The sequence below is a fragment of the Streptomyces sp. NPDC088097 genome, from assembly GCF_044741845.1.
Classification (GTDB): Bacteria; Actinomycetota; Actinomycetes; order Streptomycetales; family Streptomycetaceae; genus Streptomyces.
The window spans coordinates 60762-83360 of the sequence record NZ_JBIUTJ010000012.1 but is presented as its reverse complement, the minus strand read 5'-3'; the positions used below and the strand labels follow the sequence as shown (position 1 = coordinate 83360).

The 22599-nt window shown below is 73.8% G+C and carries 24 protein-coding genes and 7 tRNA genes; 18 read left to right on the top strand and 13 right to left on the bottom strand.

The features are described from left to right. Positions 1-94: 94 nt before the first annotated feature. Positions 95-1351, top strand: a complete 1257-nt coding sequence (gene cobA / locus ACIOD1_RS27180; RefSeq protein WP_365626979.1) for a uroporphyrinogen-III C-methyltransferase — start codon at positions 95-97, stop codon at positions 1349-1351. 42 nt (positions 1352-1393) lie between these two features. Next, positions 1394-2209, top strand: coding sequence for an RNA methyltransferase (locus ACIOD1_RS27175; RefSeq protein ID WP_365626976.1), 816 nt, complete (start codon positions 1394-1396; stop codon positions 2207-2209). A 46-nt stretch (positions 2210-2255) separates the two neighbouring features. On the opposite strand, the gene ACIOD1_RS27170 is transcribed toward ACIOD1_RS27175, so the two are convergent. Then, positions 2256-3428: a protein kinase domain-containing protein gene (locus tag ACIOD1_RS27170; protein ID WP_365626973.1), complete on the bottom strand. Its 1173-nt coding sequence runs from the start codon at positions 3426-3428 to the stop codon at positions 2256-2258. A gap of 551 nt (positions 3429-3979) precedes the next feature. Between ACIOD1_RS27170 and ACIOD1_RS27165 the strand changes: the two genes are divergently transcribed. From ACIOD1_RS27165 to ACIOD1_RS27155, 3 genes are all read left to right on the top strand, one after another. Further along, on the top strand, positions 3980-4165 hold the full coding sequence (locus ACIOD1_RS27165; protein WP_365626970.1) for a hypothetical protein: 186 nt from the start codon (positions 3980-3982) through the stop codon (positions 4163-4165). A gap of 191 nt (positions 4166-4356) precedes the next feature. Further along, complete coding sequence (locus ACIOD1_RS27160; RefSeq protein ID WP_401905167.1) at positions 4357-5334, top strand: phosphotransferase family protein; 978 nt, start codon at positions 4357-4359, stop codon at positions 5332-5334. A 64-nt stretch (positions 5335-5398) separates the two neighbouring features. Continuing rightward, complete coding sequence (locus ACIOD1_RS27155) at positions 5399-5704, top strand: zf-TFIIB domain-containing protein (RefSeq protein WP_401905164.1); 306 nt, start codon at positions 5399-5401, stop codon at positions 5702-5704. A 55-nt stretch (positions 5705-5759) separates the two neighbouring features. Here the strand turns inward: ACIOD1_RS27155 and ACIOD1_RS27150 are convergent. The 5 genes from ACIOD1_RS27150 to ACIOD1_RS27130 form a co-directional block, all read right to left on the bottom strand. Beyond that, positions 5760-5834 (bottom strand) — tRNA-Val (locus tag ACIOD1_RS27150). 40 nt (positions 5835-5874) lie between these two features. Continuing rightward, positions 5875-5946 (bottom strand) — tRNA-Val (locus ACIOD1_RS27145). 19 nt (positions 5947-5965) lie between these two features. Then, a tRNA-Val gene (locus tag ACIOD1_RS27140) sits at positions 5966-6037 on the bottom strand. 1 nt (position 6038) lies between these two features. Continuing rightward, a tRNA-Cys gene (locus ACIOD1_RS27135) sits at positions 6039-6112 on the bottom strand. Between the two features lie 41 nt (positions 6113-6153). Further along, positions 6154-6226 (bottom strand) — tRNA-Gly (locus tag ACIOD1_RS27130). 179 nt (positions 6227-6405) lie between these two features. Between ACIOD1_RS27130 and ACIOD1_RS27125 the strand changes: the two genes are divergently transcribed. From ACIOD1_RS27125 to ACIOD1_RS27115, 3 genes are read left to right on the top strand one after another with little or no spacing between them, the layout of a single operon-like run. Further along, the gene (locus ACIOD1_RS27125) at positions 6406-7488 is read left to right on the top strand and encodes a chorismate-binding protein (RefSeq protein ID WP_365626961.1); all 1083 of its coding nucleotides are present in this window, start codon (positions 6406-6408) and stop codon (positions 7486-7488) included. Then, positions 7485-8306: an aminotransferase class IV gene (locus tag ACIOD1_RS27120; protein WP_401905162.1), complete on the top strand. Its 822-nt coding sequence runs from the start codon at positions 7485-7487 to the stop codon at positions 8304-8306. Before ACIOD1_RS27125 ends, ACIOD1_RS27120 begins: the two co-directional genes overlap by 4 nt. A gap of 53 nt (positions 8307-8359) precedes the next feature. Beyond that, positions 8360-9184, top strand: a complete 825-nt coding sequence (locus ACIOD1_RS27115; protein WP_401905160.1) for a GNAT family N-acetyltransferase — start codon at positions 8360-8362, stop codon at positions 9182-9184. 25 nt (positions 9185-9209) lie between these two features. Here the strand turns inward: ACIOD1_RS27115 and ACIOD1_RS27110 are convergent, their stop codons facing one another. After that, positions 9210-9704: a DsbA family protein gene (locus ACIOD1_RS27110; RefSeq protein ID WP_365626952.1), complete on the bottom strand. Its 495-nt coding sequence runs from the start codon at positions 9702-9704 to the stop codon at positions 9210-9212. 179 nt (positions 9705-9883) lie between these two features. Between ACIOD1_RS27110 and ACIOD1_RS27105 the strand changes: the two genes are divergently transcribed. Continuing rightward, entirely contained in the window at positions 9884-10330 is a 447-nt protein-coding gene (locus ACIOD1_RS27105) for a hypothetical protein (protein ID WP_401905158.1), read from the top strand. Positions 10331-10495: 165 nt separating this feature from the next. After that, positions 10496-10696, top strand: a complete 201-nt coding sequence (locus ACIOD1_RS27100) for a hypothetical protein (protein ID WP_365627177.1) — start codon at positions 10496-10498, stop codon at positions 10694-10696. On the opposite strand, the gene ACIOD1_RS27095 is transcribed toward ACIOD1_RS27100, so the two are convergent. Together ACIOD1_RS27095 and ACIOD1_RS27090 are read right to left on the bottom strand one after the other, a co-directional pair. After that, a complete protein-coding gene (locus tag ACIOD1_RS27095; RefSeq protein WP_365626946.1) occupies positions 10637-11263 on the bottom strand; it encodes a CGNR zinc finger domain-containing protein in 627 nt (208 codons plus the stop codon). The genes ACIOD1_RS27100 and ACIOD1_RS27095 overlap by 60 nt on opposite strands. Before the next feature lie 222 nt (positions 11264-11485). Beyond that, positions 11486-11899: an SsgA family sporulation/cell division regulator gene (locus tag ACIOD1_RS27090; RefSeq protein WP_030011909.1), complete on the bottom strand. Its 414-nt coding sequence runs from the start codon at positions 11897-11899 to the stop codon at positions 11486-11488. 177 nt (positions 11900-12076) lie between these two features. Here ACIOD1_RS27090 and ACIOD1_RS27085 point away from each other — a divergent pair, with 177 nt between their 5' ends. Both ACIOD1_RS27085 and ACIOD1_RS27080 read left to right on the top strand, forming a co-directional pair. Next, positions 12077-12514, top strand: a complete 438-nt coding sequence (locus ACIOD1_RS27085) for a TIGR02611 family protein (RefSeq protein WP_365626943.1) — start codon at positions 12077-12079, stop codon at positions 12512-12514. A 70-nt stretch (positions 12515-12584) separates the two neighbouring features. Continuing rightward, a tRNA-Val gene (locus ACIOD1_RS27080) sits at positions 12585-12656 on the top strand. A 60-nt stretch (positions 12657-12716) separates the two neighbouring features. On the opposite strand, the gene ACIOD1_RS27075 is transcribed toward ACIOD1_RS27080, so the two are convergent. Continuing rightward, a complete protein-coding gene (locus ACIOD1_RS27075; protein WP_401905155.1) occupies positions 12717-15047 on the bottom strand; it encodes an SCO7613 C-terminal domain-containing membrane protein in 2331 nt (776 codons plus the stop codon). 134 nt (positions 15048-15181) lie between these two features. Between ACIOD1_RS27075 and ACIOD1_RS27070 the strand changes: the two genes are divergently transcribed. After that, a complete protein-coding gene (locus ACIOD1_RS27070; protein ID WP_365626937.1) occupies positions 15182-15658 on the top strand; it encodes an SRPBCC family protein in 477 nt (158 codons plus the stop codon). A 38-nt stretch (positions 15659-15696) separates the two neighbouring features. Continuing rightward, positions 15697-15768, top strand: a tRNA-Val gene (locus ACIOD1_RS27065). A gap of 85 nt (positions 15769-15853) precedes the next feature. On the opposite strand, the gene ACIOD1_RS27060 is transcribed toward ACIOD1_RS27065, so the two are convergent. Next, positions 15854-16579: a 3'-5' exonuclease gene (locus ACIOD1_RS27060; protein ID WP_365626934.1), complete on the bottom strand. Its 726-nt coding sequence runs from the start codon at positions 16577-16579 to the stop codon at positions 15854-15856. Positions 16580-16782: 203 nt separating this feature from the next. On the opposite strand from ACIOD1_RS27060, the gene ACIOD1_RS27055 reads away from it, so the two are divergent. After that, a complete protein-coding gene (locus ACIOD1_RS27055; RefSeq protein ID WP_365626931.1) occupies positions 16783-17361 on the top strand; it encodes a DUF4365 domain-containing protein in 579 nt (192 codons plus the stop codon). Further along, the gene (locus ACIOD1_RS27050) at positions 17361-18566 is read left to right on the top strand and encodes a hypothetical protein (RefSeq protein WP_401905151.1); all 1206 of its coding nucleotides are present in this window, start codon (positions 17361-17363) and stop codon (positions 18564-18566) included. Before ACIOD1_RS27055 ends, ACIOD1_RS27050 begins: the two co-directional genes overlap by 1 nt. Before the next feature lie 21 nt (positions 18567-18587). Here ACIOD1_RS27050 and ACIOD1_RS27045 read toward each other — a convergent pair whose 3' ends face one another. Together ACIOD1_RS27045 and ACIOD1_RS27040 are read right to left on the bottom strand one after the other, a co-directional pair. Further along, positions 18588-19157, bottom strand: a complete 570-nt coding sequence (locus tag ACIOD1_RS27045; RefSeq protein ID WP_401905148.1) for a DUF4232 domain-containing protein — start codon at positions 19155-19157, stop codon at positions 18588-18590. A 67-nt stretch (positions 19158-19224) separates the two neighbouring features. Continuing rightward, positions 19225-19791, bottom strand: coding sequence for a GNAT family N-acetyltransferase (locus ACIOD1_RS27040; RefSeq protein WP_401905145.1), 567 nt, complete (start codon positions 19789-19791; stop codon positions 19225-19227). A 156-nt stretch (positions 19792-19947) separates the two neighbouring features. Between ACIOD1_RS27040 and thrS the strand changes: the two genes are divergently transcribed. Further along, a complete protein-coding gene (gene thrS, locus ACIOD1_RS27035; protein ID WP_401905142.1) occupies positions 19948-21924 on the top strand; it encodes a threonine--tRNA ligase in 1977 nt (658 codons plus the stop codon). An 81-nt stretch (positions 21925-22005) separates the two neighbouring features. Continuing rightward, on the top strand, positions 22006-22566 hold the full coding sequence (locus ACIOD1_RS27030) for an HIT domain-containing protein (RefSeq protein WP_365626916.1): 561 nt from the start codon (positions 22006-22008) through the stop codon (positions 22564-22566). The last annotated feature ends 33 nt before the right edge of the window (positions 22567-22599 follow it).

Below are 22599 nucleotides of genomic sequence, written 5' to 3'. Positions count from 1 at the left end.
GACGGGCCCCGCACCCACCACGCCCGCCACCACGCCGCTCCGACGCAGCAGCGGCCCCGCAGATCCCACCGCCGCATCAGGAGCCGTAACCGTCATGGCAAACCCGGCATACCCCGCCTACCCCGTAGGACTCCGCCTGGCCGGGCGCCGCGTCGTCGTCATCGGCGGTGGTCAGGTCGCCCAGCGCCGTCTGCCCGCCCTGATCGCGGCCGGCGCCGACGTCCTGCTGATCTCCCCGTCCGCGACCCCCTCCGTGGACGCGATGGCGGAGACCGGCGAGATCCGCTGGGAGCGCCGCCGCTACCGGGACGGCGACCTCGCCGGTGCCTGGTACGCCCTGATCGCCACCCAGAACCGCGAGGACAACGAGCGGATCTCCGCCGAGGCCGAGCGCGAGCGCGTCTGGTGCGTCCGCGCCGACGACGCCTCCGCCGCCACCGCCTGGACCCCCGCCACCGGCCGCGTCGAGGGCGTCACCGTCGCCGTGCTGACGGGCAACGACCCCCGCCGCTCGGCGGCCGTCCGCGACGCCGTGGTGGAGGGCCTGCGCGACGGCACCCTCACCGCCCCCGCCCACCGGCACAAGGGCGCCCCGGGCGTCTCCCTCGTCGGCGGCGGCCCCGGCGACCCGGACCTGATCACCGTGCGCGGGCGCCGCCTCCTCGCCGAGGCCGACGTGGTCATCGCCGACCGGCTCGGCCCCCGCGACCTGCTCGACGAGCTGCCCCCGCACGTCGAGGTCATCGACGCCGCGAAGATCCCGTACGGCCGTTTCATGGCCCAGGAGGCCATCAACAACGCCCTGATCGAGCACGCCAAGGCCGGCAAGAACGTCGTCCGGCTCAAGGGCGGCGACCCGTACGTCTTCGGCCGCGGCATGGAGGAGCTCCAGGCCCTCGCCGAGGCCGGCATCGCCTGCACGGTCGTCCCCGGCATCTCCAGCTCCATCTCGGTGCCCGGCGCCGCCGGCATCCCGGTCACCCACCGCGGAGTGGCGCACGAGTTCACCGTGGTCAGCGGCCACGTCGGCCCCGACGACCCGCGCTCGCTGGTGGACTGGGCCTCCCTCGCCAAGCTGACCGGGACCCTGGTCGTCCTGATGGGCGTGGACAAGATCGGCCTGATCGCCGAGGCCCTGGTCCGCCACGGCCGCCCCTCCGACACCCCCGTCGCCGTCGTCCAGGAGGGCACCACCGCCGCGCAGCGCCGGGTGGACGCCACCCTGGCCACCGTCGGCGAGCGGGTCCGCGCCGAAGAGGTGCGCCCGCCGGCCGTCATCGTCATCGGCGAGGTCGTCCGGGTGAACAGCCCCGGCGCCGGCCCCGACGCCCTCCCCAGCACCAGCGCCTGACAGGCCGTTGGCACCACACCCAGGACAAGGCAGTATCACCCTGTGGCTGATCTCATCACCGTCGAAGATCCGGACGATCCCCGCCTGCGCGACTACACGGGCCTGACCGACGTCGAACTGCGGCGCAGGCGCGAGCCGGCCGAAGGCCTGTTCATCGCCGAGGGCGAGAAGGTGATCAGACGGGCCAAGGACGCCGGGTACGAGATGCGCTCGATGCTGCTCTCGGCCAAGTGGGTCGACGTCATGCGCGACGTGATCGACGAGCTCCCCGCCCCCGTCTACGCCGTCAGCCCGGAGCTCGCCGAACGCGTCACCGGTTACCACGTGCACCGGGGCGCCCTCGCCTCCATGCAGCGCAAGCCGCTGCCCACGGCCGAGGAACTGCTGTCCACGGCCCGCCGGGTGGCCGTCATGGAAGCCGTCAACGACCACACCAACATCGGGGCCATCTTCCGCAGCGCGGCGGCCCTCGGCATGGACGCGGTCCTGCTCTCGCCGGACTGCGCGGACCCGCTCTACCGGCGTTCGGTGAAGGTCTCCATGGGCGCGGTCTTCTCCGTGCCCTACGCCCGGCTGGAAGCCTGGCCCAAGAGCCTCGACGCCGTGCGCGAGGCGGGCTTCAAGCTCCTCGCCCTCACCCCGCACGAGAAGGCCACGCCGATCGAGCGGGCCGTGCCGCGCTCCCAGGACCGGGTCGCCCTGATGCTCGGCGCGGAGGGCGACGGCCTGTCCACCCAGGCCCTGGTGGCCGCCGACGAATGGGTGCGGATCCCGATGGCGCACGGAGTGGACTCGCTCAACGTGGGCGCGGCCGCCGCCGTCGCCTTCTACGCTGTGGCCGGCGCCCACCAGGACTGAGGACCGTGATCGAGGGGGGTGCTCCGCCGGCGGCGGGACGCCCCCCTCAGAGTTTCTGCGCCAGCGCGATGCCCAGGGCCACCAGCAGGGTGACCACCACGAACACGATCAGGCGCTGCCGCAGCAGCCTCGGGTCCGGCCGCGCGGGGCGCCGGCCCGTCCCGGTGGTCCGGGGCGCCGGGCGACCGCCCGTACGGCCGGCCGTGGAGCCGGGGTTGCGGGAGGACGAGGGTCGCGAGTGCGGTCCGCTGTGCGGCCCCTGCCCCCGGGGAGCGGGAGAACCGCCCGTCGTACGACGCTGCGTGCTCTGGTCGGCGTAGGCCCCCTCGGGAAGCCGGTCCGTGGGCCGGTCGGCGACCCGGGCCCGCTGGACCGGCGGACGCCCGTCGCCGAGCCCCTGCGCCTCGCGCGCCGCGATCTCCTTGAGCCGCATCGACAGCTGGAGGGTGGTCGGCCGTTCCTCCGGGTCCTTGGCCAGGCAGGCCCGCACCAGCGGCGCGAGCGCGTCCGGCACCCCGACCAGGTGCGGTTCCTCGTGCACCACCCGGTACAGCATGACCTCGGAACTGCCGTGGCCGAAGGGGGAGTCGGCGGTGGCCGCGTAGGCGAGGGTGGCGCCGAGCGCGAAGACGTCCGTCGCCGGGGTCACGGCGGCCCCGCGCACCTGTTCGGGCGCGAGGAAACCGGGGGAGCCCACCGCGGTGCCCACGTGGGTGAGGGTGCTCGCGCCCGTGGCCCAGGCGATCCCGAAGTCGATGATCCGCGGGCCCTTGGGGGAGAGCAGGATGTTGGAGGGCTTGAGGTCCCGGTGGACCACCCCCGCCTCGTGGACGGCGACCAGGCCCTCGGAGAGCGCCGCCCCGATGGCCGCGATCTGCGAGGCCGTCAGGGCGCCCTCCTCGGCCACCTTGTCGTGCAGCGAGGGACCGGGCACGTACTGGGTCGCGAACCAGGGCCGCTCGGCTTCGAGGTCGGCGGCGACCAGCCGCGCCGTGCAGCCGCCCCGGATCCGCCGCGCGGCGGACACCTCACGGGCGAACCGCGAACGGAACTCCTGGTCCTCGGCCAGATCGGGCCGGATCACCTTGAGCGCCACGCGCTGTCCGCGCCGGTCCGATCCCAGGTAGACCACGCCCATCCCGCCGGCGCCGAGCCGCCGGTGCAGTCTGAACGAGCCGACGACACGCGGGTCCTCGCGCCGGAGCCGCATCATCGCCATGTCCACCCCGCTGACCGGTCGTCCTGTTGACCTGGCACAGCTTACGGACCATCCGGCATGCGTGCTCAGAGGCCGCGCCCTCGTCAGGGGATTCGATCGTCAGTACGCAGCAGGCCACTTGAGGGTTCCGCCGCCGGTGGGAGACCCTGTGACCCCGTCCGGCAGGGCTGCCCCAAACACCCTGCGGGACAAGGAGATTGGGCTCCGGGCGCTCCCGTACGGCCGTCAGCCGCCCGGCGGAGCGCGCGACCCGACCGGGGGAGCGCGGCCGTACCCCGTACGAGGACACACGTGTGCGGGGAGTGACGGAAGTGAGAGAAGTCACCACGCTCCGGTCATCCCCTCCGGGAAGACCCCCACACCGCGACCGCGATCTCCACCCAGGGGAGTACGCGCGTGGTCCCCTCGTCATCCTCATGGAGGCCCGCCAAGGGTACGAGGGCATGAGGCCAGGAGCCTTTCCGCGGCCTAGTGTTGAAGACAAGCGGCGGGTGGAGCACTCGTCCCCCGAGGTCACAAGCCCGCCGCTGTCAGACGACAGGGAGAGGACCATGGCGGACACCGCACGGCAAGGACGCAAGGCTTTCGCGTTCAACGGCCACGAGTCCGGCACGCGCCACCCACTGGTGGCCGCGGCCATGGTGCTTCCCCTGGCCGCCCTCCTGCTCTTCCTCTTCGGAGGCTTCGACCAGGTGGTGGCACAGGCGTCGTCCGTGGGCGTGGTGCTGGGGCGCTGAGCGGCGCCCCGGGTCCGGGAGAGCGGCCCGGACCGGGACATCGGCCCGTCGAACCCCGTGGGGACGGGGGCGCGAGAACGGACGGCAGGTGAAGGGTGCCGCACGTCCGGCTGGGGAGCCGGACGTGCGGCACCCTTCCTCATGTCCGGGCTCCTCCCCGTAACCTGCCCCGGGACACCAGGGGAGGCACGATGACCGACGACGACGGCGAGGGCGACCCCGTACGGGTACGGGCGCGCACCCGACCGGTGACCCCGGACGTGCTCGCCGACTGGGGCTCGGACGGGCAACCCGCCCCGTACGCCCTCCTCGCCGACCGCCCGGACGGGACCGTCGTGCGCTGCGGGGAAACCGTGGCCAAGGCGCACGCCCCGGACAGCGACCCGCGGGCCCTCGCCGCCCGCCTGCGCCTCGCCGGGTCCGCCCCGCTCGCCGGGATCCTGCTGCGCCCGCTGCGCACCGGGTCCCTCCATGCCCGGCCCGTCTCCCTGTGGCCCTACGGGACCCCCGTCGACCCGGGGCGTCCCGAGGGCGCGCCCTGGGAGGCGGCGGCCCGGTTGCTGGCGGCCCTGCACCGCGTCCCGCCCGAGGCCCTCCCCGGCCCGGTGCCCCCCATGCGCGGCCCGGCCAAGGTCGCCCGCGCCCTGGACCGCCTGGAGCGGACCCCGCACCCCGAGCCGGAAGGTGCCGGGGCCGTGCGCGCGGCGGCCCGCGCCCTGCCGGGCTGGGTCCGCGGCCAGGGCGACCCTCCGCCCGGCGGGACCCTGTGCCACGGCGACTTCCACCTGGGCCAGCTCGTACGCCACCCCGCTCCGGGCGGCCCCTGGCGGCTGATCGACGTGGACGACCTCGGCCTCGGCACCCCGACCTGGGACCTGGCCCGCCCCGCCGCCTGGTACGCGGCCGGGATCCTCCCCGCGCCCCAGTGGCTGCGCTTCCTGGACGCCTACCGCGCCGCGGGCGGCCCGGCGGCCGGCCCGCCCGGCAGCGACCCGTGGCCGGAACTCGACCTCGCCGCGCGGGCGCTGACCGTACAGACCGCCGCGCTCGCGCTGGCCAAGTCGGCGCGGGCCGGTCGCCGGCTCGACGAGGCGGAGCGGCTCGTGGTGGAGGCCTGTGGCCGAATGGTCTCGCTCCCGCCCGAGTTGGAGTCCGAGCCCGCGTCGTAGGGTGAGCGCCACGACACCGGGCAGACATCCGGTGTCGACGCGACGGCGAGGAGTTGATCCGGTCATGCAGTGTCCGAAGTGTCACGCGATGATGCACACCTACAACCGCAACGGCGTTCAGATAGAGCAGTGCAGCGGCTGTCGGGGCATCTTCCTGGACTACGGCGAGCTGGAGGCGCTGACCCGCCTGGAGTCCCAGTACACCCAGCAGTACGGCCAGGTCCCGCCGCCCGCCGCGCCGCCGGCCCCGTACCCGGTCCAGCACGCGGCACCCGCCCCCGCCTGGGGAGCCCCCCAGCACCACGGCGGCCACGGTCACGGTCACGGCCACCACAAGGGCGGCTTCGGCCGGATGCTCTTCTCGTCCTGACCCACCGGCCCGAACGCCGCAAGCCCCGGCCGAATCGGCCGGGGCTTGCGGAGGGTGGTGCGCGATACTGGGATTGAACCAGTGACCTCTTCCGTGTCAGGGAAGCGCTCTCCCGCTGAGCTAATCGCGCGGGACCACGGTCATCGACCGTAGGTGGTGAGTGTACTGCGTGCGCGATACTGGGATTGAACCAGTGACCTCTTCCGTGTCAGGGAAGCGCTCTCCCGCTGAGCTAATCGCGCGGGGATCCTTGCGGACCAGTGGACGATACTGGGATTGAACCAGTGACCTCTTCCGTGTCAGGGAAGCGCTCTCCCGCTGAGCTAATCGTCCTTGGAGGTGGAGACGGGATTTGAACCCGTGTAGACGGCTTTGCAGGCCGTTGCCTCGCCTCTCGGCCACTCCACCATGGAGCCGCAGGGGTTCTCGGGAAGAAATCCCCCACTACGAGCGGACGACGAGACTCGAACTCGCGACATCCACCTTGGCAAGGTGGTGCTCTACCAACTGAGCTACGTCCGCAGGTCACCGTGTTCGCTCCGGGGTTGCCCCCTTCGCTCCCTGGCGACGAGTTGAACTCTAGCGGATTCCCGGGCCAGCTCAAAAACGCGTTTCCGCAGCGTGCTGCGCTCCGATCACCACCGGTCACCCCACCGTCACCTCACCGGCGCCATCGCGTCACCGGTCATAGACTCGCAGCCGTGCACGACCTGCCTCCCCTGGCCCGCTTCGGCGGCCTGCTCGCGACCGACCTCCGAGACGTCACCAGCGACCCCTCCGCCCTCGACTCCACCGGGTTCTGGGCCGTGACCGCCGACTTCGAAGGCCGGCTGGTCTGCGCCCGCTTCGGGGACATACGCACCGACCCCGTGCCGGCGCCCGTTCCCGGAGCCTGGCGCGGACCGGCCGCCGACCGGTGGTCCTCCTCGCTCGACCGCTCCGCGTACCTCGCGGGCGTGCGCCGGATCCGCGCGTACATCGCGGCGGGGGAGGTCTATCAGGCCAATCTCTGCCGCGTGATGTCCGCGCCCCTGCCGGATCCGGACACCGCCGACGTGGACGCCCTGACCGCCCTGCTCGCGCGCGGCAATCCGGCCCCCTACGCAGGAACGATTCGCCTCCCGGCCCACGGCGTGGAGATCGCCACCGCCTCCCCGGAGCTCTACCTCGGCCGCGCGGGCCGCCGCATCGAGTCCGGCCCCATCAAGGGCACCGGCCGCACCGCCGCCGACCTGCTGCCCAAGGACCACGCCGAGAACGTGATGATCGTGGACCTCGTACGCAACGACCTGGGCCGGGTCTGCGCCACCGGTTCCGTCACCGTCCCCGAGCTGTGCGCCCTGGAGGAGCACCCGGGCCTGGTCCACCTCGTGTCCACCGTCAGCGGGGAACTCGCCGAGCACGCCGGCTGGCCCGAGCTGTTCGAGGCCACCTTCCCGCCCGGCTCCGTCACCGGCGCGCCCAAGTCCTCCGCCCTGCGGATCATCGAGGAGCTGGAGACGGCCCCCCGCGGCCCGTACTGCGGGGGCGTCGGCTGGGTCGACGCCGACCGGGGCACCGCCGCGCTGGCCGTGGGCATCCGCACGTTCTGGATCGACCGCGCGGCCCCGGGCGGCCCCCGCCTGAGCTTCGGCACCGGAGCCGGGATCACCTGGGGCTCCGACCCGGCGCGCGAGTGGGCGGAGACCGAACTGAAGGCGTCGCGGCTGGTCGCGCTAGCGTCGGGGGAACAAGAGTCGGGCCCGTACGAGGCGCGCGACCTGAGTGGAGGGACCGTACGTTGAGGATCTGGCTCGACGGAACGCTGCGGGACGCCGACGACGCGAAGGTGTCGGTGCTCGACCACGGGCTGACGGTGGGCGACGGGGTCTTCGAGACCCTCAAGGCCCGGGAGGGCACCCTCTTCGCCCTCACCCGGCACCTGGACCGACTGACCCGCTCGGCCCGGGGCCTCGGGCTGCCCGACCCGGACCTCGACGAGGTCCGCCGCGCCTGCGCCGCCGTGCTGGAGGCCAACCCGGTGCCGCTCGGCCGGCTGCGGATCACCTACACGGGAGGCCTCTCCCCGCTCGGCTCCGACCGCGGCGAGACCGGGCCCACCCTGGTCGTGGCCCTCGGCGGGACCACCCGCCGCCCGGACACCACCGCGGCGATCACCGTCCCCTGGGTCCGCAACGAGCGCTCCGCGCTCACCGGCCTCAAGACCACCTCCTACGCGGAGAACGTGGTCGCCCTGGCCCGCGCGCACGCGGCCGGCGCCTCCGAGGCCCTCTTCGCCAACACCGTCGGCCACCTCTGCGAGGGCACCGGTTCCAACGTCTTCGTCGTCCTCGACGGGGAACTGCACACCCCGCCCGTCGCCTCGGGCTGCCTCGCGGGCATCACGCGCGCCCTGGTCGTGGAGTGGACCGGCGCCAAGGAGACCGAGCTGCCCTTCGACGTGCTGGAGCGGGCCGAGGAGGTCTTCCTGACCTCCACGCTGCGCGACGTACAGGCCGCCCACCGGATCGACGGACGCGGGCTCGCCGCCGCCCCCGGGCCCGTCACCGCCAAGGCGATGCGGGTCTTCGACGAGCGCGCCGCCTCCGACATCGACCCGTGAGAACCCCCGTAACCCTGTAGTCAGGCGGCCGTGGGGCGGGTAGAACTCGACGGATGACCACCACCCTGCGGCCGTCCGGGCCGCTCCGGCAGAACGCGGGCGGCGCCCGCTCGCGCCCGTACGAGATCCGCGTCAACAGTCGGCGCGTCGGGTCGCTGCTGATCGCCTCCGACACGCCCTTCGGGCCGACCGTCGGGGAGGTCCGCGACCTGGTCGTCGACGAACGCGACCGCCGCCGGGGCCGGGCCACCGTCGCGGCGCTCGCCGCCGAGGAGGTCCTGCGCGGCTGGGACTGCCGCAGGGTGCGGACCTCGGTCCCGGCCGACTCCCCGGGCGGGCTGCGGCTCGCCGCCGCCCTCGGCTACACGGAGCAGGGCCGCAACCTCGTCAAGGAACTCCCGGCCGAGCCGCCCGCGCTCTCCGCCGGGGTGCGGGGCCGCCCCATGACGGGCGTCGAGTACGAGGAATGGGACGGGCGGGCCCGGGCCTCCTACGCAGCCGACTGGACCGCCCGGGGCATGGACCCCGAGGCCGCCCGGGCCAAGTCGCGGGCCGACCACGACACGCAGCTCCCGCGCGGTCTGGACACCCCCGGGGTGGTCTTCACCGTCCTGGAGGCGGCCGGCGTCCCCGTCGGCCGGGTCTGGGTCGCCCCGAACGAGGAGGGCTCGTACGTCTACGACGTCGCGGTCGCCGAGGAACACCGGGGCCACGGTTACGGCCGCGACCTGATGCTCCTCGCGGAACACGCCGCCCTCGCCGCGGGCCACCGCCGACTCGGGCTCCACGTCTTCGCCGGCAACGTCCCGGCGCTGGGCCTCTACGCATCCCTCGGCTACCGGCCGACCCGCTTCCACTACGCCAAGGACCTGCTCTGAGCGGGCCCGCGCCCCGGCCGGTGGTTCAGCCCGCGAGCAGCCGGTCCGCGATCTCCTCGATGCGGGCGCGCAGGCCCTCCTGGCTCTTGCCGCCGTCGAGACGCTCGCCGTCGATCACGTAGGTGGGGGTTCCGCTCACGCCGATGGCCTTGCCCTCGGCCTGGTCGGCGTCGACGATCAGGATGTGCCGGCCGTCGATCAGGGCGGTGTCGAACTCCTCGACGTCCAGGCCCAGTTCACGCGCCACGTCCAGCAGGACCGGCTCGCCGCGCTCCCCGAGCTCGGCCGTGCGCTCCAGCAGCGCCTCCACGTACGGCCAGCCCCGGCCCTGCTCCACGGCCTCCTCGGCGGCCTGCGCGGCGGCGAAGGCGTGCTTGTGCTTCTCCAGCGGGAAGTGGCGCAGCCGGATGTCCAGCCGGTCGCCGTAGCGGGCCCGCAGGGCGCGTACGTCGTCCAGAGCGCTGTGGCAGTCCGGGCACTGGAGTTCGCACCAGACGTCGAGGATCACGGAATCGGTCATGCGCACAGTCTCCCAGCCCCCGCTCCCCGCCACCCACCGGGACCTGGGGAGGAGGCGCGACCCCGAGATGACCCGGAGATCGTCGCCGAGGGGGCCGCGGGCGTGGCCCCGGCGGGGGTGGCCGGTGCAGGATGGATGGGGACAGATCGCCCACCCGCCGCCCATCCCCGGAGGACCGCATGCTCGCCGAGACCATATGTTCCGCGGTGTCCGCGGCCGGCCTGGGCATCGCCGCGCTGACCGCCTACCGCAAGCGGTTCCTGGCCGCGACGCGGATCGCCGCCTACGCGCTGGTGCCGGTCGCCCTCGTGATGACGGGCGTGGTGCAGTGGCTGTCCGGGATCGTCTTCGAGCCCACCGTCTGGATCGGGTTCGGACTGCTCGCGCTGGCCTGCCTGCTGCTCGTGACGACGCGCGCGGTGGAGCGCCGGCGCCTGGGCCGGGAGCCGAAGGCGGCGCGGGCCCCGAAGGCGACCGGGGGAGCCCCGACCCGGGACGCCGTCGCCCCCACCGCCTCTGCCCCGTCCCTCGGCAAGGGATCCGGCCCGACCCGACAGGGCGCCCCTACGGCTCCGGCGGACGACTTCTCCGACATCGAGGCGATCCTCAAGAAGCACGGCATCTAGCGCGTACCGACGTCCGGCGTTCCGGCCCGCTCCGGCACGGGAGCAGGCGCGCGCATACCGGACGTCGACGCCCGCCGGGGGAGAAGCCCCCGCGAACCACCTGAACTGACGAGAACCGGGCGAACCACCGCCCCGCCACAGGCGTGTTGGGGGCAGATTCGGCATGTGCTGCGCGATCATCGCCCCGACATGTTCGACACCCCGCCGGGTGAGCCGACGGCTCCCGCTCCCGTTGCCGAAGTCGCCTTCGCCCCGGAAGGGCGCGGCTGTCTCTTCGCCCTCTCCCAACCGCCCCTGATGATCTTCCTAGGAGTGATCGGAACCCTGCTGCTGCTGGCCGCCGTGCACGACCTCCACCTGATCTGAGCCCCCCGGGTGCGCGTCCGCCTCCTTGCGGCGGGCCCGGTACGCCGCCACGTGCAGCCGGTTTCCGCAGGTCCGGCTGTCGCAGTAGCGGCGCGACCGGTTGCGGGAGAGGTCCACGAAGGCCCGTCGGCAGTCCGGGGCCTCGCAGCGGCGCAGCCGCTCCTGTTCGGCGGAGACCACGATGTAGGCCAGGGCCATGCCGCCGTCGGCCGCCAGGTGGTCGCCCACCGAGGCGCCCGGCGCGAAGTAGTGCACGTGCCAGTCGTAGCCGTCGTGGTCGGTCAGCTGCGGGGTGGTGCCGGCCGTCGCGACCAGCTCGTTGATCAGTACGGAGGCGGCGCGGGAGTTCGGCGCCGCGAAGACCTGGGCGAACTTGCCGCGCACGGCCCGCACCCCGGCGAGGTCACGGGCACCGAGTTCGCCGACGTCGCTGATCGCGTACTCCTGCACGAAACCGCGCAGCGATCCCACGTCGGAGAGCCCGTCGGGCTGGTCCGGTTCGGCCGCGGTGTTCACCAGCGCGACGACGACGTCGAGCGCGCGCCGGGTGTCGTGGGGGATCTGCACGAAAGTCGCTCCCTGGGGGCCGGCCTGGCGGCAGCGGACTGCCGCCGCCGCTGGGGGCCGACTCTAGCGCCTGCCGTCGGCGGGGCGCCCAAGCGCACCGGCGCCGCTCCCGCGGGTGGATTCCGCGGGAACGGCGCCGGCACGTCCGTATGTGGTTGTCCGCCACGCACCGTCGCCCCGAGTCGGACGGTGTCGAGCGGTCGTGCACTTGTCGGAGCCGGCTCAGCTTTCGGCCAGGATGTGGGAGAGCTCCTTGTCGAGGTCGAAGTGCCGGTGTTCGGTCCCGGGTGGGACCGCGGCGTCCGTCCGCTTGAGGAACGACTCGAGTGCTCGTGCTGGTGCTTCGAGCAGTGCTTCTCCCTCCGGTGAGCTCAGGGCGATGCAGACGACACCCTGACCGTGACTGCGGGACGGCCAGACGCGGACGTCGCCGGTACCGGTGGGCCGGTGGAGGCCCTCCGCGAGGAGGTCACGGGCGAATACCCATTCGACCGTCTCCTCGGCGCCGGTGTGGAAGGTGGCGTGCACGGCGTAGGGGTCGGCCGTGTCATACCGCAGGCCCGCGGGAACAGGCAGTGAGGACTCGCTCGACACAACGAGGCGCAGGTGCAGCTCGCAGCTGACCGTGGTGTTCATAAGCGCCAGGGCCTTTCGCTCAGTGTGCGCTCGGGGATTCGCACGTCGGCGAAATCGACATGCCACCTACGGTGCCGTTGTAAACCCCTCTGACCGTTTTGCGGACCTCTGGGTCCCTCGAACGGCGGATCGAAACCGGCATTCACGTGTGCTTCCGGCTCCGGTAGATTCGTCGGCATGGATACGGGGAGTGACCGCCGGACCGACGAGTCCGCAACCAGCCAGGCGTCCGCCGAAGAGGCGCCGCACGTGTCGAAGGCGCCCGCCTTCATCAAAGCCAACCGCAGCCTGCACCTGAGCTGGCAGGTCGGCGTCTTCGTCGTCGGCCTCGCCGTCATCGGCGCGGGCATCGCGATGCTCGTCCTGCCCGGCCCCGGATGGGTCGCGATCTTCGCGGGCCTGGCGATCTGGGCCACCGAGTTCGCCTGGGCCCACCTCGCCCTGCGCTGGACCAAGCGCAAGGTCAGCGAGGCCGCGCAGAAGGCGCTCGACCCGAAGGTGCGCCGCCGCAACATCATCCTCACCAGCGTCGGCCTGGTGATCGCGGGCGCGCTGATCGGCTTCTACCTGTGGAAGTACGGCATCGTGATGCCGTGGAACATCAAGGACCAGTAGACCGCGTGACCAGGCCGTGTGACCTGGTCATGGAGCACCGCTGACATGCGGTAATGTTTGCGGTGCGTCCGGGCGATTAGCTCAGTGGGAGAGCACTTCGTTCACACCGAAGGGGTCACTGGTTCGAACCCAGTATCGCCCACCCGGAGCAGCGGCCCGGAGACTCGAAAGAGTCTCCGGGCCGCTGTCGTTTCCCGCCGGATCAGCGGAGCCGGCCCAGCGCCCCGCGCAGTCGGCGGGCATCGCGCAGGCGCTTCTCGTACGTCGCACCCACCGCCAGCAGCAGCGCCCCCACCAGGGCCGGCGGGAGCCAGCGCGGCAGTGCCCCGACCACCTGGACCACGTACGGGGCCAACTCGTGCAGGGCCACCGCCGCCAGCGCGGCGCCGCCCAGCAGCAGCGGGGCCCGGAGCCCGCGCCGGGCGCCCACCAGGGTCACCGCCAGGGCGCCGAGCCCCAGCAGCAGCGGGCGGAGCCAGTGCGGGTCCGCCCAGAGCGCCCACAGGCTCGGCAGCAGCGTCGCGGCCAGCCCCGGCCCGTACGCCGGCCAGGACGCGGTCGCCGGCTCCCGGCGGCGGCGCAGCACGCCCACCGCCAGCGCGAGCACGGTGACCGGCAGGGTGTACGCCTCGGGGACCGTCACCCCCGACGCGCCGAGCCGGACCCAGGTGGCCAGGACACCCAGCGCTCCCGCGGCCCAGAGCGCCGCACGCCGTTCCGGGCGCAGGGCCGCTCCCGCGCAGATCACCCCGCCCAGCGCGAGGACCAACGCCAGGAGCGTGGGGTCGCCGGCGCCGAGAGCCACCGCCGCCACCCCGACCCCCACCGAGGCGGCCTCCGCCGCCCCGCGCACCGGGCCCAGCCGCGGACCGACGGCCGCCACCACCGCCGGCAGCGCGAGGAGGCCCACCCCGATCCAGGCCGGGGAGAGCCCCGTGAGCGCGCCCAGAGCCCCGAGCAGCGCCGCCGCGTACGAGACGGCCGCCACCGCGCCCCCGGCCCGCAGAGGGCGCGCGGCGGGCCCGTACGCCGCCGCCGAGGCCCCACCGACACCCAGCAGTCCGAGCACCGCGAAGGTCGCCGCCCGGCCGTCCAGCGCCGCCACCGACAGGTTCAGGGCGCCCACCACCGCGCACACCCCGGCGGCCCCCGCGACGGCCCGCGCGGGAACCCGCAGGGCCACCGCCCCGGCCGCCGCCGTCACCGCCAGCTGCGCGCCGAGCACCCCCGCCACCGGGAGCGCGGTGAGCATCGGGGCCGTGAACAGCGCGGCCCAGCCGCACACCACCGCCGCCACCCGCGACTCCCGGGCCGGCAGCGCCCCGGCCGGGCGGGCCAGGGCCGCCGCCACGAGCAGCAGGATCACCGGGAGCGCCACCCCTCGGGTGATCCCCTCCGCGTGCGGGGTCGTCGCGGCCCACACCTCGGTCAGCACCCCGAGCCGCGACACCAGGAGGACCGCCGCCGCGGGCGCCGCCCACAGGCCGGCGAGGGCGGCCGTCCACACCCCGGCCCGCAGCAGACCGCGCCGCACCGGCTCCGGGAGCGCGGGCGCCCGTACGACCGCCGCCGCCAGCGCGCAGGCCACGGCCACCCGCGCCGCCACCGCCCAGCCGGCCCCCGTCCCGGCCGGGAGCAGCGCCCCGACGGCCGAGACCCCCGCCAGGCCGCCCACCACGGCCGCCGCCCAGGCCTTCGGTGCCCGCCAGGCCACCGCGACGCCGAGCAGGGCGGCCGCCGCCAGGAGTGCCGCCGGGCCGACCGACCCGGGGGAGTCCACCGCGGCCGCCAGGGCTGCGGTCAGCGCTCCGGCGCCGAGCAGCCCGGCCGCCGACGCCGCCGGGATCCGTACCGCGCGCCGCACCACGAGCACCGCGAGGGTCGCGTCCAGCGCCGCCGTCGCCAGCAGGGCCCAGCCCCCCTCCGCCACGTCCGCCCCGGCGGCGGCCGCCGCCAACGGCAACGGCAGCTGCGCCGCGCAGATCGCCGCGACGGGAGGCAGGCGCAGCCGGCCCGGCGCCACCGCGTAGCCGGCCCACAGCGCCGCCAGGGCCGCCGCAGCCCACGCCGCGTACGCCACCGGATCGGTGTCCGGGAGGGCCACCACGTGCAGGGCGTACGCGTCGAGCAGGGTCAGCAGCAGCGCCACCGCGACGACCGACTCGGCCGTGGAGCGCAGCCCCCGCCGCAGCAGGAGGGTGGGCACGGCCGCCGCGGCCGTCGTCAGCAGGGCCAGCACCGCCGAGCGTCCGACGATGCCCAGGGAGCCCCAGCCGACCAGCGTGAAGGCCAGCGCCGCCACCGCCAACAGCACGGCGCCCAGGGTCAACAGGACGGTCTGCGCGCTCGGGGCCGGGGCCTTCGGGGCCGTCCCGGGGACGGCGCCGGCGACCGGCGGCGCGGGCGCGGGCATCCGGAGCAGGTGCAGCAGCCAGTCCCGACGGCCCAGCAAGTAGGCCCGTCGGGCGTCGAGTTGGACCAACTCGCGGTCGATGAGCGCCAGCTCTTCGGCGGGCTGAAGCGGGGTGTTCATGGTCGGAGTGTGGCGGCCGTCACCCCCTCAGGGCATGGGCGTGCGTACTCAGATCGGCGCTGAGTACCTCCCCGTACCGGGGGCGTGCTCCGGTATCCGGGACGCCGTCACCCCCACCGGGCCAGACTGGGGCCATGCAGCGCTGGACGCACTACCGCTTCCGCAGCGTGTGGGACCTCGACGCCCCGCCCGCGCTCGTCTTCTCCGTACTGGAGGACCCCGGCCACTATCCCCTCTGGTGGCCCCAGGTCCGTCGCGTAGAGTCCGCCGGCCGCGACAGCGGCGCCGCCCTGATCCGCTCCGTCCTCCCGTACGGGATACACGTCACGCTCACCCGGCTCGTGCGCGATCCCGCGCGGGGCGTGTTGGAGGTGGCCCTGCGCGGGGACCTCGACGGCTGGGCGCGCTGGACCGTCCGCCCGCGCACCGGGCCCGGCCGCGCCGTCCGCGCACGGGCGCTCTACGAGCAGGAGGTGGAGGTGAGGACCGCGCCGCTGCGCCGGTTCTCCCTCGTCGGACGGCCCGTGTTCCGCCTCAACCACGCACTGATGATGCGCGCCGGACAGCGCGCCCTGGCGGCCCGGCTGGAGGTGTCCGGGGAAGCGGTTTGAACAGACCCCGAGGCTCTTGTATTGTTCAGTGCGTTCCCGGGCGATTAGCTCAGCGGGAGAGCACTTCGTTCACACCGAAGGGGTCACTGGTTCGATCCCAGTATCGCCCACCGGGACAGGCCGGTCCGTCGAAAGACGGACCGGCCTTCCGCATGTCAGGGGCCTCCCGCGGGGGCCCGCTGCGAGCCGATGAACCTACGCCGCCGCCGACAGGTCCGGACGCAGCGGCCAGTGCGGGTCCACCGACTCCGGAGTGCCCTGCCGACTGAACCACGCCTGCAGGCCCCGCGCCTGGGCCGCGTGCCACACCGCCTGGAGCGTGTGCAACTCCGCCGGCGTCAGCCGCTCCAGCCGCGCCGCGAACCTGCGCCCGACCGCCCGTACGACCTCCAGCGAGGCCAGCGCGTCCGCCGAGGCCTCGTGCGCCCCCTCCAGCTCTATCCCGTAGTGCGCGCACAGGTCCGTCAACGTGCGGCGGCCCTTGCGGTAGCGGTCCAGGTGCTTGTCGAGCACCCGCGGATCCAGCACCGTCAACGGCCTGTTGTCCAGGTACCGGGCCAGCGTCGAGGCCCGGTGCCTGCGCAACTCCCGGTCCAGCAGCGTCAGGTCGAACGGCGCGTTCATCACCACCACCGGCCGGCCCGCCACCTGCTGCTCCCCGAGCGCGCGGGCTATCTCCTCCATCACCGGCGCGGGCCAACGGCCGTTGCGCTGGAGGTGGTCGTCGGTCAGGCCGTGCACCTCGGTGGCGCCCGGGGGCACCGGAACCCCGGGATTGACCAGCCACCGGGTCGTGCGGACCCGGCCGCCCGCACACTCCTGCACGACGAGCGCGGCGGACACGATCCGGTCCTGCTCGACGTCCACCCCGGTGGTCTCCGTGTCGAATGCGGCCAGCGGGCCCTCGTACCAGCGCGTCATGGCGAACTCCTCGTCCCCGAGCGGCGGGTGGGGGCTTCCTGTACACGCCACTCCCGCCGCAACGGTGATACCCGGGCTGTTTGCCCCGTACGCCGTTTGCGGGCACCCGGGTGCGGAGACAACTTCCCTGGGGGGTCGCACGCATGACCGGTCGTCACCCCACACCTCTCACGGCAGGGCCCGGAAGGCATGGGGAGCCGGCCATGGCACTCGCACAGCCCGAACCGGGCGGGGTGCTGCACGAGGGGACCGGTCCGCGGACCGGACCCCTGCGCGGCTCGCTCGCCACCACCGCCTGCATGGAGACCCTCCAGGTGGGCTACCTGCACGCCGTCGCGGCCGCCGCCGGCTGCGCACTGTCCTCGCCCTTTCCCGACAACGGCATCGACTGGCACGTCTCCCACGGGGCGCCCGAACACGTCGTCGACGACGAGGTCACCATCAAGGTGCAGCTCAAGGCGACCTACCAGATACCCGCGCGACCGGCCGGGGCCACCTTCGGCTTCACCCTCGACAACGAGCACCTGGTGAAGCTGGCCCGCACGCCGGTCGCCGTCCACAAGATCCTCGTCGTGATGCTCGTACCGAGGGAACGCGAGCAGTGGCTCAGCGCCGGACACGACCGGCTCGACCTGCGGCACTGCTGCTACTGGACCAACCTCGCCGGACACCCCGTGACCGGCCGGCGCCGCACCACCGTACGGATCCCCACCACGCGGATCTTCGACGACCGTGCGCTGTGCGAGATCATGACCCGGGTCGGGTCGGGAGGGACACCCTGATGAACTGGCACTCACCCCACCTGGAACCGCTCCCGTCCCCCGAGTACCCACCGGACGGCCCCGATCCCGCCCAGGTCGACCCCAAGGTGCTGGGCGCCCTGCTGCGCCGGCACGGCTGGCTGCGGCGCGGTGGCGCGGCCGGGCGATACGGGCGCTGGACCCCGCCGGGGCGTTCGGGCACCAGCCTGCTCGTGCCCGAGAGCCGGGCCTTCCCCGACTGCGCCGACCTGCTGGAGGAGGCGCTGACCGCCCTCACGCTCAGCGGGCTGCCCTCGGCGCGGGAGGTCCTCTTCGGGTTGAGCGTGCCCAGCGACGAGGTGCGCTGGGAGCGGGAGGTCCCGCAGGGGGCCTACGGGTTCCAGAGCGAGGCCGCCTGGCCCGTACAGGAGCAACTGCGCACCGCCGCGAGGCGGTTGCTGCTGGCCGGGGCCCTCGCCGACCGCGCCCGCGCCGGCTACCACGGCGCCCGCCACCAGGCCCAGGCCGAACGCACCCTGGACGGGGTCCTGGTGGGGCCCTCCCCGGGCGGGCGCCGGCTGTCCGCCTACGTCCCCGTGGACGGCGGACGCGGGCCCGTGACCCGGCTCCACCACGCCCTGCACGCGGCCCGCGAGGCGGTGGACTACCGGCGGGCCACCGGCGGCATGGAGGCCTTCGACGCGGCGGTCGAAGCCGGGGTCAGCCGCGAGCTGGCCGACGCCCTCATCGCCCTGGTGCGGGGTTCGGAGGGAGCCAGCGTCACCCTGGCCTGGGCCCCCGCCGCCGGGGTCCCGGCGGGCTGCGCCGCGCGGCCCGAGCCGGTGGAGTTCTCGCCCGGCGACCTGCCGGTGCTGCGGGAGGCCGCCGCCCGCTACACCCGGGCCGAGCCCGCCGTCCCCGTCCGCATCGCGGGGGCCGTGGTGCGGATGCGGCGCAAGGCGGCCGGGGGAGGCGGTACCGTCCGGCTCCGCGTGCTCGCGGGGGCGGAGGTCCCCTACGTACGGGTCGCGCTCGACGAGGAGGCGTACCGGATCGCGGGCCACGCCCACCTCGTCGGCCTCCCGGTCCGGGTCAGCGGCCGGCTCCAGCGCCGGGGCGGCTTCCGCCGGCTCACCGACGCGGCCGACCTGACCCCGGTCCCGCTGGACGAGGTGGAACGCGACCGCCTGATGAAGGCCCTGGACGCCTCCTTCGACCCGGAGGACGTCCTCCCGTCGGACGACTGAGCCCGCCCGGGGGCCGCTCGGTCAGCGGAAGGCGCTCGCGCGGACCGAGCCGCCGCACAGGGCGAACTCCCCGCCGTCGGACGGGCCGACCTGGAAGCGCGCGCCGGCGACACCCACCACGAGGGACGGGGCCACGGTCGGGTCGGCGCCCGAGGCGCAGTAGCCGTCCGCCTCGCCGAGGACCGGGGTGAAGGAGAGCACCGTCACGGCCTTGCCTCCCGCGGCCAGCTTGACCGGGGCGGCCCGACCCTGGGGGCTGACACTCAGCGGCTTGTTCCTGTCCGGTGAGCCCTGGCCCGCGAGGGCGACCGTCGGGAAGCCCCGCAACTCGCACGGCCCGCCCTTGTTGACCACCGTGAACCGCACCTGACCGGAGGGCGTCCGCTGCGCGCCGGCCGAGGTGAGCTGGGAGCCCTTGCACGCGGCGGCCGGGGCGGCGGCGGGCGTCGAGGCCGGTGTCGAGGCCGGTGTCACGGCCGGTCGCGCCGTCGCGGCGAAGGAGCCCGCGGGCACTCCGGCCAGCAGCAGACCGGTCGCCGCCACGGCCAGAGCCGCCTTCTTCGTGGACCTCGTGCACCTCGTGGCTCTCATGGGGGTCTCCTCTCGCGACCGCCGGGGGTCCCCTCACCCACCATCCCACGGGCCCCGGCGGGCGGCGCTACGACCCGGTGGCCGCCCGGGTGAAGGAGGCCATGCGCAGGCCCGGGACCGGGGAGAAGTCCGCCCCGCGGACGAAGCCGAGGCGCTCGTACAGGGCCACGGCGGGGGAATTGGCGGCTCCGGTGGTGACCTCGACGGGCCGGTCCGGGAAGACTTCCGTCAGGGCGTGCTCCAGCAGCAGGGAGGCAACGCCCCGGCGGAACCAGGCCGGGTCCACGCACAACCGGTCCAGGCTGACGACCCCCTCGGGTCCCTCCTCCCAGGCGAGGAACCCGGCGATCTCCCCGGCCCCGGCCCCGGCCCCGGCCCCGGCCCCGGCCCCGGCCCCGGCCCCGGCCCCGGTCCCCGCACCGCTTCCCGCCCCGGTCCCCGTCACCGCGCCGAGCCAGCGCAGCGGCCGGGCCCGCATCGCGGCCAGGCTCTCGCCGAGCGCGGGGATGCCGTCGAAGCCGATCAGAGCTGCCTCCACCGCGTAGGCGGCCCGACCGATCCGGTGCACCGCCCCGGCCGCGGCGTCGTCGCAGAGGTCGAGCGGGCGGACGTACGGGCTCGGGCGGCTGGGCATGCGGGGCGGTTCCCTCCGGGGCGCGGGGCGGTCGGGCGTCACGCTACCCGGGCCCGGCGGGCACCCCCGGACAACCGTTTAACGGCGCGGGCCCTCGGCTCGGTACGATTCAGGCGCGCAGTGATCGCTCGCGCACCCCTGAGTCAGGAGAGACCGGTGTCAGACGTCCGTGTGTTCATCCAACGCGATTCCGAGCGGGACGAGCGCGTGGTGGCCACGGGCACTACGGCGGCGGAGCTCTTCGCCGGCGAGCGCACCATCGTCGCCGCTCGCGTCGCCGGTGAGCTGAAGGACCTCGCGTACGAGGTGAAGGACGGCGAGACCGTCGAGCCGGTGGAGATCTCCTCCGAGGACGGCCTGAACATCCTGCGCCACTCGACCGCGCACGTCATGGCCCAGGCCGTGCAGGAGCTGTTCCCCGAGGCCAAGCTGGGCATCGGCCCGCCGGTCCGTGACGGCTTCTACTACGACTTCGACGTCGCCAAGCCCTTCACCCCCGAGGACCTCAAGGTCATCGAGAAGAAGATGCAGGAGATCCAGAAGCGAGGCCAGCGCTTCGCCCGCCGCGTCGTCACCGACGAGGCGGCCCGCGAGGAGCTCGCGGACGAGCCGTACAAGCTGGAACTCATCGGCATCAAGGGTGCGGCGTCGACCGACGACGGCGCGAACGTCGAGGTGGGCGGCGGCGAGCTGACCATCTACGACAACTTCGACGCCAAGACCGGCGACCTGTGCTGGAAGGACCTCTGCCGAGGCCCCCACCTGCCCACCACCCGCAACATCCCGGCCTTCAAGCTCATGCGCAACGCCGCCGCCTACTGGCGCGGCAGCGAGAAGAACCCGATGCTCCAGCGCATCTACGGCACCGCGTGGCCGTCGAAGGAGGAGCTGAAGGCCCACCTCGACTTCCTCGCCGAGGCCGAGAAGCGCGACCACCGCAAGCTCGGCACCGAGCTGGACCTGTTCTCCGTACAGGACGAGATCGGCTCCGGCCTCGCCGTCTTCCACCCGCGCGGCGGCGTCATCCGCCGCACCATGGAGGACTACTCGCGCAAGCGGCACGAGGAAGAGGGCTACGAGTTCGTCTACACCCCGCACGCCACCAAGGGCACCCTCTTCGAGAAGAGCGGCCACCTGGACTGGTACGCGGAGGGCATGTACCCCCCCATGCAGCTCGACGGTGGTACCGACTACTACCTCAAGCCCATGAACTGCCCGATGCACAACCTGATCTTCGACGCGCGCGGCCGCTCCTACCGTGAACTGCCGCTGCGCCTCTTCGAGTTCGGCACCGTGTACCGGTACGAGAAGTCCGGCGTCGTGCACGGCCTGACCCGCTCGCGCGGTTTCACCCAGGACGACGCGCACATCTACTGCACCAAGGAGCAGATGGCGGAGGAGCTCGACCGCACGCTGACCTTCGTGCTGAACCTGCTCCGCGACTACGGTCTGACCGACTTCTACCTGGAGCTGTCGACCAAGGACCCGGAGAAGTTCGTCGGCAGCGACGAGATCTGGGAAGAGGCCACCGCGACCCTCCAGCAGGTCGCCGAGAAGCAGGGCCTGCCCCTGGTTCCGGACCCGGGCGGCGCCGCGTTCTACGGCCCGAAGATCTCGGTCCAGTGCCGGGACGCGATCGGCCGCACCTGGCAGATGTCGACCGTCCAGCTCGACTTCAACCTGCCGGAGCGCTTCGACCTGGAGTACACCGGCCCCGACGGCACCAAGCAGCGGCCGGTCATGATCCACCGTGCGCTCTTCGGTTCCATCGAGCGGTTCTTCGCCGTCCTGCTGGAGCACTACGCGGGCGCCATGCCGCCGTGGCTCGCCCCCGTCCAGGCCGTCGGCATCCCGATCGGCGAGGGGCACGTGGAGTACCTGCAGGAGTTCGCCGCCGAGGCGAAGAAGCAGGGCCTGCGGGTCGAGGTGGACGCCTCCTCCGACCGCATGCAGAAGAAGATCCGCAACCACCAGAAGCTCAAGGTGCCGTTCATGGTCATCGTCGGTGACGAGGACATGGCCGCGGGCACCGTCTCCTTCCGCTACCGCGACGGTTCGCAGGAGAACGGCATCGCCAAGGACGAGGCGCTGGCCAAGCTGGCCAAGGTCGTCGCGGACCGCGTCCAGGTCTGATCGACCGCGTTCCCCAAGGGGCGGGGCCCCCGGAAGTGATCACTTTCCGGGGGCCTTCCTCGTACGTGCGGGCGAGGTCATATGCTGCATCCCATGACGATTGAGCCGGAGCAGCAGATCGGTGTGGGCACGCAGGACGCGTTCCAGCGTCTGTGGACGCCCCACCGGATGGCCTACATCCAGGGGGAGAACAAGCCGACCGGCCCGGAGGCCGGGGACGGCTGTCCCTTCTGCGGGATTCCGGAGATGTCGGACCAGGACGGCCTGATCGTCGCGCGCGGCGAACACGTCTACGCGGTGCTGAACCTGTACCCGTACAACGGCGGCCACCTGATGGTCGTCCCGTACCGGCACGTCGCCGACTACACCGAGCTGAACGGTCCCGAGACGGCCGAGCTGGCCGAGCTGACGAAGCGGGCCATGGCCGCGCTGCGCAAGGCCTCGGGGGCGCACGGCTTCAACATCGGCATGAACCAGGGCGCCGCAGCCGGCGCCGGGATCGCCGCGCACCTCCACCAGCACATCGTGCCCCGCTGGGGCGGGGACACGAACTTCATGCCCGTCGTCGGACACACCAAGGTGCTGCCGCAACTCCTCGCGGACACCCGTCAGATGCTCGCGGACGCCTGGCCGGTCGACTGACGGGCCGGACGGCCGTACGGACCCGCGTCGCGG